The 15,996-nt window shown below is 66.4% G+C and carries 14 protein-coding genes and 1 pseudogene; 10 read left to right on the top strand and 5 right to left on the bottom strand.

From position 1 onward, the window contains the following. Positions 1-446 precede the first annotated feature (446 nt). Positions 447-611 (top strand): annotated as a pseudogene (locus ABZV06_RS24625) (IS701 family transposase); the annotation flags it as partial. A 56-nt stretch (positions 612-667) separates the two neighbouring features. On the opposite strand, the gene ABZV06_RS24630 reads toward ABZV06_RS24625, so the two are convergent. The 5 genes from ABZV06_RS24630 to ABZV06_RS24650 form a co-directional block, all read right to left on the bottom strand. Then, positions 668-2,656, bottom strand: a complete 1,989-nt coding sequence (locus ABZV06_RS24630) for a Druantia anti-phage system protein DruA (RefSeq protein ID WP_355624456.1) — start codon at positions 2,654-2,656, stop codon at positions 668-670. Continuing rightward, entirely contained in the window at positions 2,653-4,104 is a 1,452-nt protein-coding gene (locus ABZV06_RS24635) for an ATP-binding protein (RefSeq protein ID WP_355624458.1), read from the bottom strand. Before ABZV06_RS24635 ends, ABZV06_RS24630 begins: the two co-directional genes overlap by 4 nt. A 92-nt stretch (positions 4,105-4,196) precedes the next feature. Beyond that, positions 4,197-4,577, bottom strand: a complete 381-nt coding sequence (locus ABZV06_RS24640; RefSeq protein ID WP_355624460.1) for a hypothetical protein — start codon at positions 4,575-4,577, stop codon at positions 4,197-4,199. Between the two features lie 572 nt (positions 4,578-5,149). Further along, entirely contained in the window at positions 5,150-5,842 is a 693-nt protein-coding gene (locus ABZV06_RS24645; RefSeq protein ID WP_355624462.1) for a DUF3800 domain-containing protein, read from the bottom strand. 45 nt (positions 5,843-5,887) lie between these two features. Further along, complete coding sequence (locus tag ABZV06_RS24650; protein WP_355624484.1) at positions 5,888-6,079, bottom strand: helix-turn-helix domain-containing protein; 192 nt, start codon at positions 6,077-6,079, stop codon at positions 5,888-5,890. Between the two features lie 78 nt (positions 6,080-6,157). On the opposite strand from ABZV06_RS24650, the gene ABZV06_RS24655 reads away from it, so the two are divergent. The 9 genes from ABZV06_RS24655 to ABZV06_RS24695 all read left to right on the top strand — a co-directional run bounded on the left by ABZV06_RS24655 (position 6,158) and on the right by ABZV06_RS24695 (position 15,338). Further along, on the top strand, positions 6,158-6,790 hold the full coding sequence (locus tag ABZV06_RS24655; protein ID WP_355624464.1) for a helix-turn-helix transcriptional regulator: 633 nt from the start codon (positions 6,158-6,160) through the stop codon (positions 6,788-6,790). 313 nt (positions 6,791-7,103) lie between these two features. Further along, complete coding sequence (locus ABZV06_RS24660) at positions 7,104-8,216, top strand: site-specific integrase (RefSeq protein ID WP_355624465.1); 1,113 nt, start codon at positions 7,104-7,106, stop codon at positions 8,214-8,216. 464 nt (positions 8,217-8,680) lie between these two features. After that, positions 8,681-10,363 carry a ParB/RepB/Spo0J family partition protein gene (locus ABZV06_RS24665; RefSeq protein ID WP_355624467.1) on the top strand — a complete coding sequence of 561 codons (1,683 nt, stop codon included), beginning with the start codon at positions 8,681-8,683 and terminating at the stop codon, positions 10,361-10,363. 131 nt (positions 10,364-10,494) lie between these two features. Beyond that, complete coding sequence (locus tag ABZV06_RS24670; RefSeq protein ID WP_355624469.1) at positions 10,495-10,932, top strand: hypothetical protein; 438 nt, start codon at positions 10,495-10,497, stop codon at positions 10,930-10,932. Between the two features lie 62 nt (positions 10,933-10,994). Beyond that, positions 10,995-12,128: a DUF932 domain-containing protein gene (locus tag ABZV06_RS24675; protein WP_355624471.1), complete on the top strand. Its 1,134-nt coding sequence runs from the start codon at positions 10,995-10,997 to the stop codon at positions 12,126-12,128. A gap of 161 nt (positions 12,129-12,289) precedes the next feature. Continuing rightward, on the top strand, positions 12,290-12,634 hold the full coding sequence (locus ABZV06_RS24680) for a hypothetical protein (protein WP_355624473.1): 345 nt from the start codon (positions 12,290-12,292) through the stop codon (positions 12,632-12,634). A 49-nt stretch (positions 12,635-12,683) separates the two neighbouring features. Then, positions 12,684-14,357 carry a DUF2637 domain-containing protein gene (locus ABZV06_RS24685; RefSeq protein WP_355624474.1) on the top strand — a complete coding sequence of 558 codons (1,674 nt, stop codon included), beginning with the start codon at positions 12,684-12,686 and terminating at the stop codon, positions 14,355-14,357. A gap of 420 nt (positions 14,358-14,777) precedes the next feature. Further along, positions 14,778-15,023 carry a hypothetical protein gene (locus ABZV06_RS24690; protein ID WP_355624476.1) on the top strand — a complete coding sequence of 82 codons (246 nt, stop codon included), beginning with the start codon at positions 14,778-14,780 and terminating at the stop codon, positions 15,021-15,023. A gap of 102 nt (positions 15,024-15,125) precedes the next feature. Beyond that, positions 15,126-15,338, top strand: a complete 213-nt coding sequence (locus tag ABZV06_RS24695) for a hypothetical protein (RefSeq protein ID WP_355624478.1) — start codon at positions 15,126-15,128, stop codon at positions 15,336-15,338. Positions 15,339-15,996: the final 658 nt, after the last annotated feature.

The following is a 15,996-nucleotide window of genomic DNA, read 5'->3' on the forward strand; positions in this document are numbered from 1 at the left end:
ATGTGACGCTGGGTCGAATGCGGCGGCTGCTCAACCGGTCAGCGTGGGACCCGGACGCGGGCCGCGATGACCGGCTCGCCTACGTGGGCGAGCGCCTCGGTGACAACGGCGGGGTGTTGCTTGTCCTGCCGTCGCAACCTGGCAAGGGGTCAAAGCTTGCGCTCATCCGGCGCCCAGGACCATACACAGGTCTCCCGCGAGCGCTGCCGGAAGTTGGTCGAGACCAAGCCGACCCGCACCGCAGCGGCGAGGAGCGAAAGCGGCGCGGTAGTGGTGCGGGTTCCCTCTACCGCCTGACAGTGAGAACGTGCGCCCAGCCGGGCCTGGGTCTGGGGCCGGAATTTGGTCGCATTCATCCGTACTACCTGGGCACGTTCACTCGTACGCCGACATGCGGCCTACGTGCCCGACGCCGTCGACGGATAAGGCCACTGACTGCTGATCCGACGCACCCCACCGACCTGGCCTACTACCTGTGCTCCGGCCCCCGCGGGCACCCAGGACGAGGACCTGATCCGGATCACCGGGACCCGGTGGGCGATCGAGGAGTGCTTCCAGACCACCAAAACCGGGTCGGCTTGTACCACTACCAGGTGCGGCGGTACGACGCCTCGCACCGCCGACAATACTGGTTCGGTCCGCCCACGCCTACCTCGCTCGTCGAGCGCTAGGCTTGGCGTGCGATCGCATATCCCTGAAAGGCCACAGGCAGCAACTCGTCGTCTGTGGAAAGTGGCACCCGCGCGCCGTGACGAATCGGACGGACCAGCCGGTGCTGTTGCATTGACTCCCGGACACGATCCTGCGCGGCACGGTTCCGTCCCCAACGTTCGAACCACCACTGTGCCACCGCCTGTCCTTCGTCGTTTGGCTCAGGATCGACCAAGTACGCAGGTTCCTTGTCGATTCCAAGGGAGTAGTCCCGCACATTGGCGACGAGCGGAACGCCGTACAAGATCCGCTCACGTCCGTGTTTAAGTAACTCATTGGTTGGCCATCCAAGAGCGGCAAGACCGAGGCGTACCTTGCGGAGCCGAGGACTGACGCCCTCACCGAATAAACTATTCACTCGGACGCGCGCGCCGGTGTGTTCTGAGAGGCGGACCATTGCCTCTACAGTCTCGTCAGAAAAGTGCGACGTGCCGAACGACCGTGAGCGCCCTAGCTCATTAAACCCCATGCGCGCGTGCTCGGAGCCACCCATCACGCTGGTCGGCCAGAATAGGCGGTTGTACTGGCTCGACCCTGTCCCGTAGAGCGAGGTTGTAGTGACGAGCGATAGCCGAGCCTCACGCGTGATCGGCCGTCCAGCCATCGCCGAGGCGATCTCGCTCGGTCGGCGGTACTTGGCCTTGTATGCCGCGAGCACCGTGGGTGAGACAGCCAGAGCTCCGACCAGCTTACCGGCGGCCAAGGCGTTATAGGGTGCGACCGCGCCACAGATGGTCAAGTCGGCGATGACGGTTCCGACGCGCTCGCCTCGAGCCCGCCGAACGAGGCGCCCAATCTGCGTCCTCGCTCTTGAGTCATCCAGTGCTCGCCGAAGGCGAGCGGCTGTTGGCTTCGGGGCGAAGTGGGTTCCGAGAATGTTCCTAATTTCCAGCGTTTCAGCAAGCAGAGCTGAGCGCTTCGAGCGGAATAGATGGGTTTCGGCTCGTTCGACCCACGCATCCGTCTCGATGTTGCGCACTTCTCGGATAGGTCCGCCGCGGTGATGCTTGGCGCGGTGTCGCTCGGCATCGGCGCGCAGCCGAGCGATCACGTCATTCGTTGGACGCTTCAGGTCATCCGGTTGCAGAATGGCATCCCGCAAGAGATCCTCAACGTAAATCCCATCCTGCTGTACTTCAATCCGTCGCGCCAGCCAGCGGGCTAGGCGGTCTGTGGGGGCTTTCTCGATAGCGGCGAGGACCTGTTTGGTGTCCCATCCCATCCAGGAATCGCGTTCCGCAATCTGAACGACAGGGCTGGAGATCGCCGCAAGTCCGATCACTGCGTGATACTCGGTCGCCGCGTCACGGATCAGGATTGGCATCGAGCGGCCAGGGATCGTCGAGTAGGCGTTGGACCACGTGTGGCGAAAGTAGCGCCAGATGTCGTGCAGCTTGAAGCCGGTCAGCTCACACGTCGCGGCAGAGTTCACGATCTGCACGTAAGGCCGGATCGCGTCGGTCACATCCGGGCTGGCCTCCAGAGATGCCGCGAGTTCGCGGCCGTCACGCATGAGGTTAAAGATTGAGATGAGTCGGTCACCGCGTTGATGCGTGCGCTCCATACTCTCGACGAAGCGCCGCACGCTTGGCTGGCGAAGTTGCGCGTCGCGCCGAAGGTGTTCTTGTCGCCGGACGCGTGCCTTCTCCGTCTCGCGCTCGGTATGGGTCTGCGGCGGGCACACCAACGGACCTAACTTGTCGACGTCGATGGTCCAGCCCTGGTCCACGAGATCGATGATCGTGTGCGCAGCTGCAGCGAGCCGTGGCTGGTTATAAAGGTCGCCCAGTTCGGCGGCTTTAAGCCAATAGGCGTGCTCAAGTGGAGCGCCTGGATCAAGATTTGTCGCAGCCAGCAGCCGGCAGAGTCGGCTGAATCCCTGCCTCTCCTTCCGGGAAGCGCCCAGCGGAAGAACAAGCGGCAGGTACTTTACGTCGTCGGTCATGACTTCCGCAGCATCCGTCCGTAGTTGCTACTCCAGATTTGGAGCAAGTCGTCGAAGTGCTGGCCAGACCGCTCCATCTGAGCAGCGCTCCGCGCAAAGGAGAGCAAGAAAAGTTCTAGGGAGGTCCGAAGCTCCGTGGCGGCTTCGCTTTCGATGGATTGAAGAGGCCGAAACAGTGCAGCAAAAGCCGGATGGTCGACGTTGAGCGTGAGGTCGAGCATCCGCTGCGTGAGGGTCGAACGAAACATCGACTCCACGGGCATTGGCTCTGACCCGATTCTATAGTTCAGCGCACCCCCTTGGCGCCCGGAAACGATGACGGGGAGATCGCGATCCGCAGCGGCGGCGATCCGACAGGAAGCCTGAGCTGCCGTCTGGAATTTAACTTCCTCAAATGCCTGACGAACACGGGCGTTTAGCAGGCGCGCGATGGACTCGAGTTCCGGCTCAACCGCCTCGCGCAGTGCGGCCGACGGGCGGACCCCTTGTTTATTGATCGTGATGCCGAAGTGCTCGTCGAGCATCGGCTCAAACTCGATTTCGCAGCGCCACCAGTCGTCATAGTTTTCCTTACGCTTCGCGCCCATGAGATGCCAGCCGCTCGCGATCTCACGCCCGGCCCGAAGAATTGAAACGCCACCTTGACCAACAATGCCGATTCGACGCTTGGTCGCGTTGTCCAGACCATGCCATCGATGTACGGGCAGCATCGCAAACCGCACGGTCACAGCGGACGTCTCGCCGGTTCCTGTCTCTAACTCGAACTCAAGCGGCTGAAACTCGAGCCGCGCGGTTGCACGCTCGACCTTTGTGCTCAGCAGCATCGGGTCTACCGGGTCCACCTGGGATCCATTGATCGTCATAGCTGTACCGGAAGCGAGAAACCGCCTGTAGATCCGTCCCAATGCACGGTGCAGGGAGCGCTCCAGCCACCCCAGCCGACGGTACTCAATCCGATCACACTGCGACCAACGAACGCGGCAGCCTGACGCACCGTTGCTCGTGGATGACCCACGCCTAGCGGTTAGGTTCGGGCTGGCTCCCGCAGCAACCGCGTCGACGTCGAGCGCGACGCAGTACTCCGCTCCACTACCGCGCCAAGTCGTCACCTCGACGCGCCGCGCCTGACTGAGACTGGCTGCGGGTAGCCCCATCCCGAACCGACCAAACGACTGCCGGGCGTCGAACCGTGACGAGCCCCCGAACCGCAGGCAAGCCTCCAGTTCGCCCTTGGACATTCCCATGCCGTTGTCCTCGACGACAATCTCCGGCAGAGCGTCGCTGGGCCACTCGATGGTGATGGCGATGTTCGTCGCCCCCGCCTGCAAGGAGTTGTCGACCAGTTCGGCGAGAGCTGTGGACAAGCTCAGATACCCAGACTCGCGGACCGCCCGGATGAAGTTCGAGGGAACCACGAGGTCGTCAACTGGGTGATGTTGTCGGCTCATGATCCTCCGTGCGTCGACGCGAAACCCTCCAGGCTCAGAGTAGCTGCTCGAGAGGGTCCGATGCACTGGGGCATCTGCGCTTGATCGCCGCCTCACACACGAGTCGTTAAGGTCACGGTGATGCGCTTCGTCTTGGCCGGTTCGGTCAGGTCGACCCCCTGCCCACTAGCGAGCAGGAGACGCGCCGTGGGGCGCATGGAGCCTGCAACCATCAGGAGCGGCTGAACCCCGTCCAACCAGACCAACTTGCCCGTCCGCTGAAGGTCAAAGACGATGGCGTAGCGGGTGGTGGTGATGGCAACGACCCGGTTTTCGACCGACGTGCTCTCGATCGCGTCGCCAACGATGGCCTGCGGGAGGGGTGCGGTCGACTTGAGCGAGTTGATCCCGAGCACTTGGAGTGTTGCGATCTCCCCGCCCTGAAGGCGATCCAGAATCGCCTGAATCTCATCGATAGTCTGGGTGACAGTCACGGAAGCATCATCCCGCCGTCGCCAGCAGGGTGGGCATCCCGGTCCATGGTCAACGGCTGCGTCAGGTCACCTGTTCCTGGTAAAGCGAGGCACGGACACCGCGCGATGATCACCGGAAGATGCGGCCCCGTCGTCCCCTGCCCTTGAGAAGGATGGCCGCCCTGGGTCAGCACCAGACCCATGACTACCGCTCCCCGGCCAACGATGAGTGGACCCTATGGGTGATCCAAGCTACGCGTCACCGTATTGCTCGCAAGGCCGGGGGTTGGCGGCGAGGCCTGCGAATTCGTGCGGTATGCACGGCGCTGGGCGAGGAGCGACGCTCCTCCCCCGCCTTCCGGTGTCAAGCCCCAGCGGCCGATAAGCCAAAGACTTTGCCGCTCTCGCCGTACTGCCGGAGTCGCCAAGGTGGGGCTATGACACCGCTCGCGCCGGGGGCGGATGCTGCTCCTGCGCCAGCGCTGCTACGGGGCCGCGATCGATCGCACGCCCACCTCCTCAACCGCCAAACTCACTCTGTGCAACCTCCCCGTCGCAGGGTCTCAATAGATCGCATTCTTGGTCCGTTGGTTTCAAAGTTCGACCGGCCCTCCTTCCTCATCAAGGTGCCGGAGGATCTGGCCGTACCACGTCGTGGTCCTGTCTCGTCTCCCGCCGGGACGTAGAGACCGATATCCGGTCCAGGCAGCGAGGTCAGCGATCTGGACCCACTGGCTTGTGTTTGCGTGCCGGAAGAAGGGGTCCTCGATGAGGGCGCGGCTGCCGTTAGCCAGGGCGCGGTGTGCGCGGTTGTAACCGCCGTTGGTACCGTCGCCGTCAACTACGACGGTGCCGAAGGTGGCAGCATCGTGGAGGTCGGCGTCGAGCTTCGCGATCATGCAGCGGTAGAGGTCCTGCTTGTCGCGTTCGAAGTTGCGTCCGCGGGCGTTGGTACGGCGATAGACGCTGCCAAGCGTGACGCCCGGCAGGCCAGCCATCGCGGTCAGACCTTCCTGGATGACGCTCAGGCCAATCCGCGCGGTCCTGCGGACAGGGTCTTGCGCCCAGGTTCCTCGGCCGCCCGCCAGTTCGGTGGCATGCAGCCGGATATCGGCGGGGATGCCATAGCGGCGGTAGACCGCTGCGCGGAATCTCAACCATCGCTGGGTCGCGTCAGCCCACTGTGCTGGATCGATCCGGATCCAGCTAAACGTGGTCAGGCCGTGGGCTTCGCTACCGGAGTCGTCGACGTAGTACAGGGCGAAGTTGGTGCCGGTCATGGTCATATCGGCTCGCTCCGAACAGGGTGCAGTAACGGTAATTGGGAGCGGTCAGCGTTCGGAGCTGTGGGTTTCGAGCCAAGCGTCGATATCGCGCCTGCGGTAGCGGCGATATTTGCCCACCTTGTACGACTTGGGTCCTTTGCCCGTGTAATTCATGTAGTACAAGGTCTGGGGCTGCACGCCCAAATATCGAGCAGCCTGTTCGTGGGTCCACATGCCTGTCGGCTCTTCTCGCATCATCAACCAACTTGTCGATTTGGCAAGCAAACTCACGCTACTTGCTGGGTGGAGAAGTAATATGACCAGCAAGCTTGCGACTTGTCAACCAAGCGAGTAGAACTTACGAACATGACAAGTGAGCAGCTCAGTGGCGAGGCCACGCCGGGTGAGGTGGTGCGGCTACGCCTCAAGGAGATCCGGAAGAAGCGCCGCCTGAATCCGGACAAGGCTGCTGAGCTGTATGACGACCCGGCAATGTCGCCGACGGTGCTGATGAACATCGAGGCGGGTCGCCGCCGGACCCCGGTCACGGTCGACGAACTGTTGCGCTTCGCCTACGCGCTGAACGTTCCGCCGGAGACATTGCTGGTGCCCGACGCCGGCCAGCAGGTGCAGGTCGCACCCGGCGTGGTGGTCGACTCGATTCAACTGCTGCGATGGATACGCGGCGAGCAAGCACTTAACGGCACTGACGCGGCGCAGTACGAGACTGCCGCGGCTGAGTCACTCGAACCGTCCGGCCGCGGGGTCCCGCAACAACTGCGCGACGAGTTTCTGACCAGGGCGCAGGCCGCGTTCGACGGCTTCTTCGCCGACAGCGACGAGATCCGCCGCAAGACGCGCCAGCAGGTCCGCGAGGTACTGGGCGAAGTCCGCACCGCCGCCGCCGACGGCGCACCCACTGAGGAACTACTCGCGATGATCGACGGCTTCCTCGGCCGGCTGGAGTAGCCAACCGGCACCAATGCCTCTGCGCGTAACAGACCACTCGTGACCTGCGGCTTGGTCACGAGCCGATAGCCCGTACCCGACAATCCGCGGCGCGCCACTCGCACCGACGGCCGATACCGCACACCCTTCAGCCCGCAGCCTGGCCCGCCGCCGGGGCGATACCCCCTGTCCTCAACCCGCTCGCTGTGCACGAGCCGGGGCGATGACGTGCGCCCCGACGCCAGCCGGCTTCGCAATGCACCAAGGAGTTCCCCTCATGGCACGAGCATGGATCAAGCCCAGCGCCGACGGTCCCGGCCACACCTGCTTCTGGATGGATCCAGACCGCCGGCAACGACAGAAGACGTTCCGGCGCAAGGTCGACGCGGAGAACTTCCGCACCCGCAAGGAGCGCGAACTCGACACCGGCACATACCTGGAGACCGAGCGAGGCGCCGAAACCGTCACGACGCTGTTCGAACGATGGGCCACCACACGCGGCCTGGAGAACTCCAGCGTCCGGCAGTACCGCAGCATGCTCAACCAGGCGGTCCGGCCATACTTCAAGGCCAGAACGACCGGGGCGCTCAAGCTCGCCGACATCCAGGCGTGGATCTTGTGGATGCGCGACACCAAGAATTACCAACCGCAGACCATCCAGACCCGGTTCGGGTACCTCAGCTCGGCACTGCAGTGGGCGGTCGACAACGACGAACTCGGCCGCAACCCGGCCAAGCGGGCCAAACTCCCCGGTCGCCGCGCCAATGTACGCCGCGTGGTGAAAGAGAAGATCGTCGTCCCGACACGCGTCGAGATCGAAGCGCTCATCGCTGCCTTCGACCCCCGATACGCTGCGGTGGCCTGGTTGATGGCTGGCTGCGGGCTACGAGTCGCTGAGGCGATGGGCCTTTGTCGCGACCAGATCGACTTCCGCCGGGGACTGCTGCACGTCAACCGGCAAATCACCGAGGACGGCGAAAGCGACAGTGGCAAGAACGCCGGCCTGCATCTCAAGATGTACACCAAGCACCGCGATGCCGAGTCCCCCGGTCGGGCCGTGCCGCTTCCCAAGATCGTCGCCGCGGTCCTACGCGCACACCTGAAGAAGTTCGGCACCCTCGCATGGCAGAGCAGCCAGGGTCAGGTCCACCTGCTCTTTCCCAACCACAGCCGGACCGGCCTGCTGTACCAGTACTACTTCCGCAACCAGATCTGGCAGCCGGCACTCACGGAGTCGAAGGTGTCGTTCACCAAAACCCACGCGCTGCGGCACTTCTTCGCCTCCTCGATGCTCGACAACGGGGTGCCGATCACCGACCTCGCGGTCTGGTTGGGCCACAGTAACTCCAAGGTCACTGACGAGTACTACGGCCACCTCATGCCCGAAGCGCCCGAACGCGGCAGAACCGCCATGGACACCGCAATGGCCACCCCCGCCAACGAATAAGGCTGCCGTTCAGACGGACCAGCCGGCCGTCGTCACTTCTTTGCGTGATCCTCAGGACCACGGTGACCAGCCAGCGACGGCGACCCGAACACAGCAGGACCTGCCGATCCACAAACGTGGGGCAGGTCCGCCCTCCGACCGTAGCACCCGCTGACCGCGCCAGGTCCCGTCCGGCCGCACCCCCGGTTATAGCGGCGTGCCTTCGCGCAGCTTCGTCGTCGACGTTGACCTGCTCTCGGGCGGGAGGCCGCGGGTGCGATTGCTGACCCTCGATCCTGACCGACCGCGGCTGGCCCCTCAAGGCCCACCGTCGCAGCCGCGTCTGCGCGTCGTACCGAGCGTGGGGTGGGCCTGTGCGGGGCTGCGCCGATCGGCCGGCCGGGCGGATCGGGCCAGCACCGCCCACCCGGCCGTTCCCGCGCCGGGTAGGGCGTCCTTGTGGTTTGGAAAGGACGTTCTCTGTAATGACGACCACTCTGTTGTCCCGACCCGTATCAGACGACCTCAGCATCGCCGAGGTCACAGCACCTGCGGACCTTGCGGGCCCTACGCTCCGGGCCCAGTACCTCGACCCTCGTGACCTGGTCGATAACCCGCGTAACCTGCGCACGGACGTCGGTGACCTGAGCGATCTGACCGCCTCGATGGCGGTCGTGGGAGTTCTCTGCCCGTTGGTGGTCATTCCGGTGCCGGACCAGCCGAACGCGTTTCAGTTGATCATCGGGCACCGCCGGAAGTACGCGGCGATCGAGCTCGGCATGGAGCAGGTGCCGGTATGGGTCGCCTCCGACGAAGGTGCTGCGGCGCAGATCGTCGCGCAGCTTGCCGAGAACGGCCACCGGGTGGGGCTGACCCCCACCGAGGAGGCTGAGGCGTTTCACCAGCTGACGTTGCTGGACTGGTCGCCGGAGCAGATCGCCACCGTGCGGGCGATTCCGACGGCCAAGGTGAAGCAGACCTTGAAGCTGCGGGAGTTGCCGCAGGCGGCGCGCGGCGCGGCCGACGCCGGCACCCTGACGCTGGAGGATGCCGCCGCGCTCACCGAATTCACCGAGGATCCGGCTGCCCTGGATCGAATCCTGAAGGGCACCGGGTCGAGTTGGGGATTCCGGCACGCCATCGCCGCCGAGCGGTCGAAGCGGACCTTCGCGGCGGCGAAGGAGCGGGCGAAGGCGGAGTTGGTGCTCGCCGGGGTGAAGGTGACGTCGAAGCCGAAGGGCTACCCCTGCAGCGGTACGGCCGTGGCCGCCATGCAGCTCGCCGACGCCAACGGCATTCCGCTCGATCCAGACGTGTATCCCACGTTGGCCGGGCTCGCAGCGTTCGTCGAGAAGATCGGCGACCATGCCCAAACGACTTTCTACTGTGCGGAGCCGGACCGGTATGGCTACCAGCGCCTGAGCTACGGCAGTCGTCGGGGCGTCACGGAAGAGGAGCGTGCCCGCCGGGAGGCAGCCGAGCAGGCACGCGCCGAGTACCTTGCTGGTCTGACAGTCGCGGCGGACGTGCGGCGGGAGTTCTACCGCACCGCATACGGGTCGGCGCGGGCGGTGAAGCGGCTCTTCCTGGAGGCGCTTCGGGCAACTGTCGTGGACGGGTTGCGGTTCCGCGACGTCGACGGCCTGTACGCCACTCTTGGTGGCGTCGATGGTGCCGCTGCCGTGGTGGCTCGGGAGGACAAGCTGCGTCGCTGCCTGGTGGCGCAGTGGATCTGCGTCCAGGAACGCAACCTCGGCTACGCGGCCCGCGACGAGACGTGGGCGTTGGATGACGAGGCGGCGGTGGCGTGGCTCGACCAGCTCGTCGCCGACGGCTACACCCTCTCCGAGGCGGAGACGACGCTGCGGGATTCGCTCGGCCGTGACCCGCAGGACGAACTGCCCAACGACGAAGACACCGACGAGTCCACGGCCGCAGACGCCGAGGATCCAGATTTCGGCGATATCGATGCGGAGACCGAGCAGGCCGACGGCGTCGCTGCGGACGACGACGTGCTCGCCGCACCGCATACCGCGCAGGAGCCCGAGCCCGAGGCGACGGAATCCGAGGCAACGGGCCCCGAGGCCGATGACCTCTCGGACGCCGATGAGCTGGCCGACGTCGAGAAGCAGACGTTTGACGACGGACCCGTAAGCGGCAAGTCCTGATCTGAAAATCCGCTATCGGCGGGGGTCCACGCACTGCGCGTAGGCCCCCGCCGACTCGCGTGCCAACCCGACTCCGCAGCGGAGCGAGGTCACTCACCGCGCCAGCTCTCGACATTTCCGATTGGAGCCCCGTGTCCACTGACGCCGACTTGGTGTCCGAGGTCGATGACCCTAAGCGCCGTCTGGCGCTGATCCGCCAGCGGGAGATCCTGCTGGCATTCGACGAGTACGGGCCCGGCTATCACCGGGTCACCGGCGATGGCTGCCGGTACGTCGCCGAGATCGTCAACGCCACCCCCGCCGAGTGGGAATGGATCTACGCCCATGCCCGGACTCATCCCGAGGTGCTGACCCAGGCGGGGCCAGCCCACAACCCCGAGCAGTGGCGACAGCTGCGCCGCGAGCAGGGCGAAGCGGCGTTCCGCGCCGCCGATGCCGCTTTCACCGCCGGCGACGCCATCGCCGTCCTTGACCACCTCGACGAGGCCCGCGCGCTCGGCGCCATCGGACCCGAGCAGTGGGAGCGACTACGCCTGGCCGTCGCGACCGCCGCTGACGCCGGCCGCTGACTCCCTCAACGAACTCCCCACCTCCAGACTCTCCTCGAAGGGACCGATCCCTCATGTCTTCGATGATCACTGTTCCGGCGCACCGCAACGTCGACCTCGACCAGCTACGCCGCATGCTCACCGACCAGTCCACCCGCGCAATGGACGTCAAGGCCGGCGCCGGACGGATGCGCGCCGCCGGCGGCAGCCTCGTCCTGGACGGCACCGAGCCGCAGCTCGGCCCGGAGGGGGTGACAATGACCTCCGGCACCTACACGATCAACGACGTCGCCACCGCCGGCCTCGCCGACAAGCTCGGCATCCCCGTCGCGTACCTGCGGCGCCTCGCCGCCGAACACCCTGACCTGTTCGACGACAACGTCAACGGCTGGCTCGCCCGCGACTCCCGCAGCTTCCTCATCCGCTGCCTACGCAACGACACCGGCGGCGGCATCGTGCGGGCGGTCCTGTCCGACCGCTACAACCGCATCGACAACCTCGACGTACTCTTCGCCGCGCTCGACGGGATCCGCCGCGCGAACGTACGGGTCCAGTTCGCCGGCTGCGACCTGACCGACCGGCGCATGTACCTGCGGGTCTACTCCCCCCAGGTGCAGGTCGCCGCCCCCCGCCTGCTGGCCCGCTACCGCTCCCCGTTCGACGGGCGGGCCGGCTCCGAACTACCGATCGTCTCGGCCGGATTCCTGATCTCGAACTCGGAAACCGGAGCGGGAGCGTTCAGCATCGCCCCGTGGGTGCGCTTCGAGGTCTGCCGCAACGGCATGGTCATCCGCCGCAACGCCCTGCGCCGTACCCACATCGGCTCCCGCATGACCGGCGCAGACGGGGTCGTCACCGCCTCCGAGGAGACCACCCGCCGCACCCTCGACCTGATTACCTCCCGCACCACCGACGCGGTCACCGCCTTCCTCGACGCCGACTACATCACCGAGGTCCTACGCGAGCTCGACACCGCTGCCAGCACCCCCGTCACCGACCCCAACACCACCCTCAAGATCGTCGGTCAGCGGCTGCGCTACAGCGAGGACCAGCAACGCGACATCCTCGCCCACTTCATCGCCGGCGCCGACCCCACCGCCGGTGGGGTCATGCACGCCGTCACCTCCGTCGCCCAGACCCTCTCCGACGCCGACGCCGCCCACAGTCTCGAGGCCACGGCCGTCCAGGCCCTGCACCTCGCCGCCACCACCGCCTGAAACCACCTCTCTCGCACATTCGCGCGCCCGGACCCATTCGCAGGTCCGGGCGCGCGCCGTGTACTCGCCCAGGAGCCATCCTCATGAACCACACATCTCCTCGCTCCCGATCCGACGACGCCCGACAGCAGGACACGGAGCCGTTCGTGATCATGGATTGGATGCAGTTCCGTCTCGCCGTCGGCGCGGGCCTGGCGCACGGTCCTGCCCGCGTCGACCGAATCCTGTTCACCACGGACGGACCTGCGCTGCCCACCGTGGTCGGCGACGATGGGGCCGTGTATCAGCTGACCTACGACGTCAACCGGGCGCATACGTGGGTCATCGCTGTCCAGGCACCCGGCGAGGTCCGGCGGCCGGTTCGCGGCGCGGCCTGCGATGAGGTCGGGTTCCGTCTCGCCGGCGGCCACCCGCACCTGGTCTACGAACTCCTCGCCCGCGCCCACCACCCGACGACCATCGTCCGCGGCACCCTGGCGGACTTCCCCGCGCAGGGGCCGCGGTGACTCCCCTCGACAGCTACCGCGATGCCGTTGGCGAGAGAGGGCGGGGCCGGTGAGCGTCGACCTGGAGGCCGTCGTGCACCTGGCGAGCCACGACCGGCGACTGGCCCGCCAGGTCCTCTCCGCCCAGCAGGCCCAGGCCGCCGAGGAAGCGAGGATCGCCGCCGCTGACGCCGCGATGCAGCGTCAACTCCAGGCAGCAGAGCGGCAGCAGCACCTCGCCGCCCAGACCCGCGCCACCCAGCGCCGCGAGGCCGAGGAGAGAGCCGCCGATCAGCGGGCCCGCCGCGAGGCCCGCGCCCGCGCCGCCCGGCAGCGGGCAGCGCGTTGGCGGCACCGAGCCGCTTCGCTCGTCGGGTACGTGCGGGGGCACGCCGATGACGTCTACGCCGCCACCATGTACCTGCTGGCCGTCGGTGGCGCCGTCTACGGACAGATCACCGCAGCCCAAGCCCGCGGCTGGCCGATGCTCGCTGGGATCGTCGTCGCCGTCGCGATCGAGGGTCTGGCACTGGTTATGGCGCTGACCGCGCAGAAGATGCGCCTCGCTGGGGAAGCCGCCCGCACCCCACGCGCCCTGACCTGGCTCTGCGCCGCTACCGCCGCCGGCATCAACTACCTCGGCCACCAACATGCCAGCCGCGTCGGCGCCGGGCTCCTCGCCGTCCTGTCCCTCGCCGGGATCGTGGTCTGGGAGATCCGCAGCGGTGCCCGACACCGCGTCGAACTGCGCCGCCGCAGGCTCCTACCCGATCCGCCGGCCGCGTTCGGCTGGCGCCGCTGGCTCCGATACCTGTCCAGCACCGCCGCAGCCTGGTCCGTCGATGTCCGCGACCGTGTCAGCCCTCGCGCCGCCTACCTGCTGCGGAGGGCCGCAGCCGAACGACAGGCCCGGCGGACTGCCGCGAGGCGCAACCAGGTCCGCCGGCTGGCACGCCGCACGGTCCGCGTCGCATCCCGGCGGGGTGACACCGGCGCGGTCCTCGCATCTCTGACTTGGTTCGCCGAACACGGGACCAGCCGCCCGGTCCCCGCCCTGCCCCACCCACAGGTCCACCACGAGACGGGACAGGTCCCGGACCAGTCCTCATCACCACAGGACCGCGCCGACACCGAACTGGACCCCACGTTTGCTTCAGAGCAAGCATTCCCGGCGCAGGCCCGGACCCGGCCAGCGCCGGACGCTGCGCTATCCGCAGGGTCGGACCCGGCAGCGCGGACAGCCCCGGCGCAGGACCGGACCGCAGTCGACAGGGACAGCAGTGAACAGGACCAAGGCCACGATCTCCCGGACCAGGTCAACGCCGAGTGGTCCACGCAGCGGACGGCGATTCCGCCCTCCGGCTCAGGGGGAACTCCTGCGTCGTCGGCCGTCGAGTCGAACGACCGGGTCGAGGTCCGGAGCGTCGGCGACAGCGGACCGGGACCGCGAGAGACTCCGTCGACGGTTTCCGGCCCGCAGTCCACGGAATCAGCCGGGCGCTCGACACGCCGGGACGGTGCCGGCCAGCTGCAGCCACGGGCGGTCCCCGACGTTACGGACCTGATGGACCCCGGACGTCGAGTCGCGGACCGCCTGAGCGCTCAAGGCGTGACGCTGTCCCGTTCGGTCCTGATCAAAGGGCTACGCACCGATGGGGTCCGCGTTTCCACCGACCGTGCCACGGCTCTCCTCGCAGCGCTCCGGGCTGACGAACCGGCAGTCCTCCCGTCGCCGCAGGACTAGGCAAGCCCTCATTTCCGGTGCCAGGCCGGCGTCTCGCCGGCCGGCGCCGATCATCCCTCACGCGGCATCGAGCAACGCCCAACGCCGCGACAGCACAAAGTCCCCGAACATCCTCCAGGAGAAGCACCGCGATGCCCGACCTTCACCCCACTTCGACCAGACCGGGAGGGCTGCCGATGAGCGGCCACATCCGCCACCCCCGCGACCCGCGCCAGTCGGTGTGCGGCCCGCCCGCCGCCGACGTTCTTCAATGGGAGACCGAAGCCCCACCTCGCAGCGACTACACCTGCGAAGACTGCTACACCCTGCTCCCCGAAGCCGCCCGACCCGACGACGCCAACCACCGGCCCGGCGACCCACCCTCATCGGCACGCTGCGCCAGATCGTCGCCAACCGGCAAACGCCAAGATCAACGGCGTCTTGGCGGACCTGTGGTCAGCCAGTGTCACCATCCTCATCTGGGACCGGCTCCGCGCCGACAACCAGCAACGACTGCTCGCCCTGCCGCCGCACGAGCTGACCCTTCGCTGCATCGCCATCCACACCCGCCTCACCGAGAAGGGAAACAGCCAGTTATCGGCGGCCGACCACCGCAGTGGTTCCACTTCGGGCCATGGTCTTCGACATCGACGCGGCCAAGACTCTGATCGCCTCGGCGCCTCGTGACACCCTGTCCCTCGACGTCACCACGTGGTCGCGTACGGCCTACATCGCCTCGATAAGCCGAATCCGCGGACGGCGAACCTCATCGGTCCGACAATCGGCGCCTTGAACCGGACCTACGCCCTGGCCACCGACCTGAGCACACCACGGATCGTGGCGCAGGTCCACATCACCGGCCAGCCACCCGCCCCACTGCTCATCGGCGGGACACACCGGCTCGACCGAGTCAGTCGCGAACGGGTGCCAGAGCTACTGCGGCAGCCGCGGACTGAGATGCTGGTGGTGAGGTGGCATGGACGCGAGGCGGCCACCGTGTGATCGTCGGTACGTGTGGACATAACCTTCAGCTATGAGGGCATGAGCGGGCAGGCTGGATTCCGGGGAATCAGGAGCGCCCTCTGGCGTCAGCCGACCGCCTCGACGTCGTCGTCGCGCGGCGGATTCGGTCCCACGGCCTGCAGACGGATGGGTCAATAACCCCGGACAGGTCGACGTCAACGAACCCACGCCAGCCGACTGTCGAGCTTGTTCGCGCATGCCTTCCTCGCGCGTTGGCACGTTCGCCGGAGCCGCCTCCTGAACCACGCCCTCACGTAGAGAGTCCCGGCGATATCACATGCCCGCCGGGCACGTTGACCCGATGCCGGTGAGAAGTCGCACAGAGATCGACCGCAGTCGGTCTTGTAGCGATGGCTCGATTAATGACAGGGTCGAGCCATCACATAAACCGCACGGGAGGATCACAGAGTGTCACACTCGTTAGTGAAGCGGTCACTCGGAATTATCGGTGCCGCGACGACAGGATTGCTGCTACTGGCCGCTCCGGCTCAAGCGGCACCTGAGACCGAAGCAGCCGGCGGCAAGCAGGTGAAACCGACGGTTAGCCTCGGTCTTTCGTTTGGCCGTCAGTCCATTGTTATTGTTCGATGAATGCGATTCGCGTGGTTGTCACTGTTTTGTAGGCATGCTGACGGCC

The sequence above is a fragment of the Micromonospora sp. NPDC005172 genome (assembly GCF_040608555.1).
GTDB lineage: Bacteria > Actinomycetota > Actinomycetes > Mycobacteriales > Micromonosporaceae > Micromonospora.

What these genes read in the sequence shown, in the direction of transcription:
- ABZV06_RS24630 (WP_355624456.1), bottom strand. Translation starts at nt 2,656, where the DNA reads ATGACCGACGACGTAAAGTACCTGCCGCTTGTTCTTCCGCTGGGCGCT.
- ABZV06_RS24635 (WP_355624458.1), bottom strand. Translation starts at nt 4,104, where the DNA reads ATGAGCCGACAACATCACCCAGTTGACGACCTCGTGGTTCCCTCGAAC.
- ABZV06_RS24645 (WP_355624462.1), bottom strand. Translation starts at nt 5,842, where the DNA reads ATGACCATGACCGGCACCAACTTCGCCCTGTACTACGTCGACGACTCC.
- ABZV06_RS24650 (WP_355624484.1), bottom strand. Translation starts at nt 6,079, where the DNA reads ATGATGCGAGAAGAGCCGACAGGCATGTGGACCCACGAACAGGCTGCT.
- ABZV06_RS24660 (WP_355624465.1), top strand. Translation starts at nt 7,104, where the DNA reads ATGGATCCAGACCGCCGGCAACGACAGAAGACGTTCCGGCGCAAGGTC.
- ABZV06_RS24665 (WP_355624467.1), top strand. Translation starts at nt 8,681, where the DNA reads ATGACGACCACTCTGTTGTCCCGACCCGTATCAGACGACCTCAGCATC.
- ABZV06_RS24675 (WP_355624471.1), top strand. Translation starts at nt 10,995, where the DNA reads ATGATCACTGTTCCGGCGCACCGCAACGTCGACCTCGACCAGCTACGC.
- ABZV06_RS24680 (WP_355624473.1), top strand. Translation starts at nt 12,290, where the DNA reads ATGCAGTTCCGTCTCGCCGTCGGCGCGGGCCTGGCGCACGGTCCTGCC.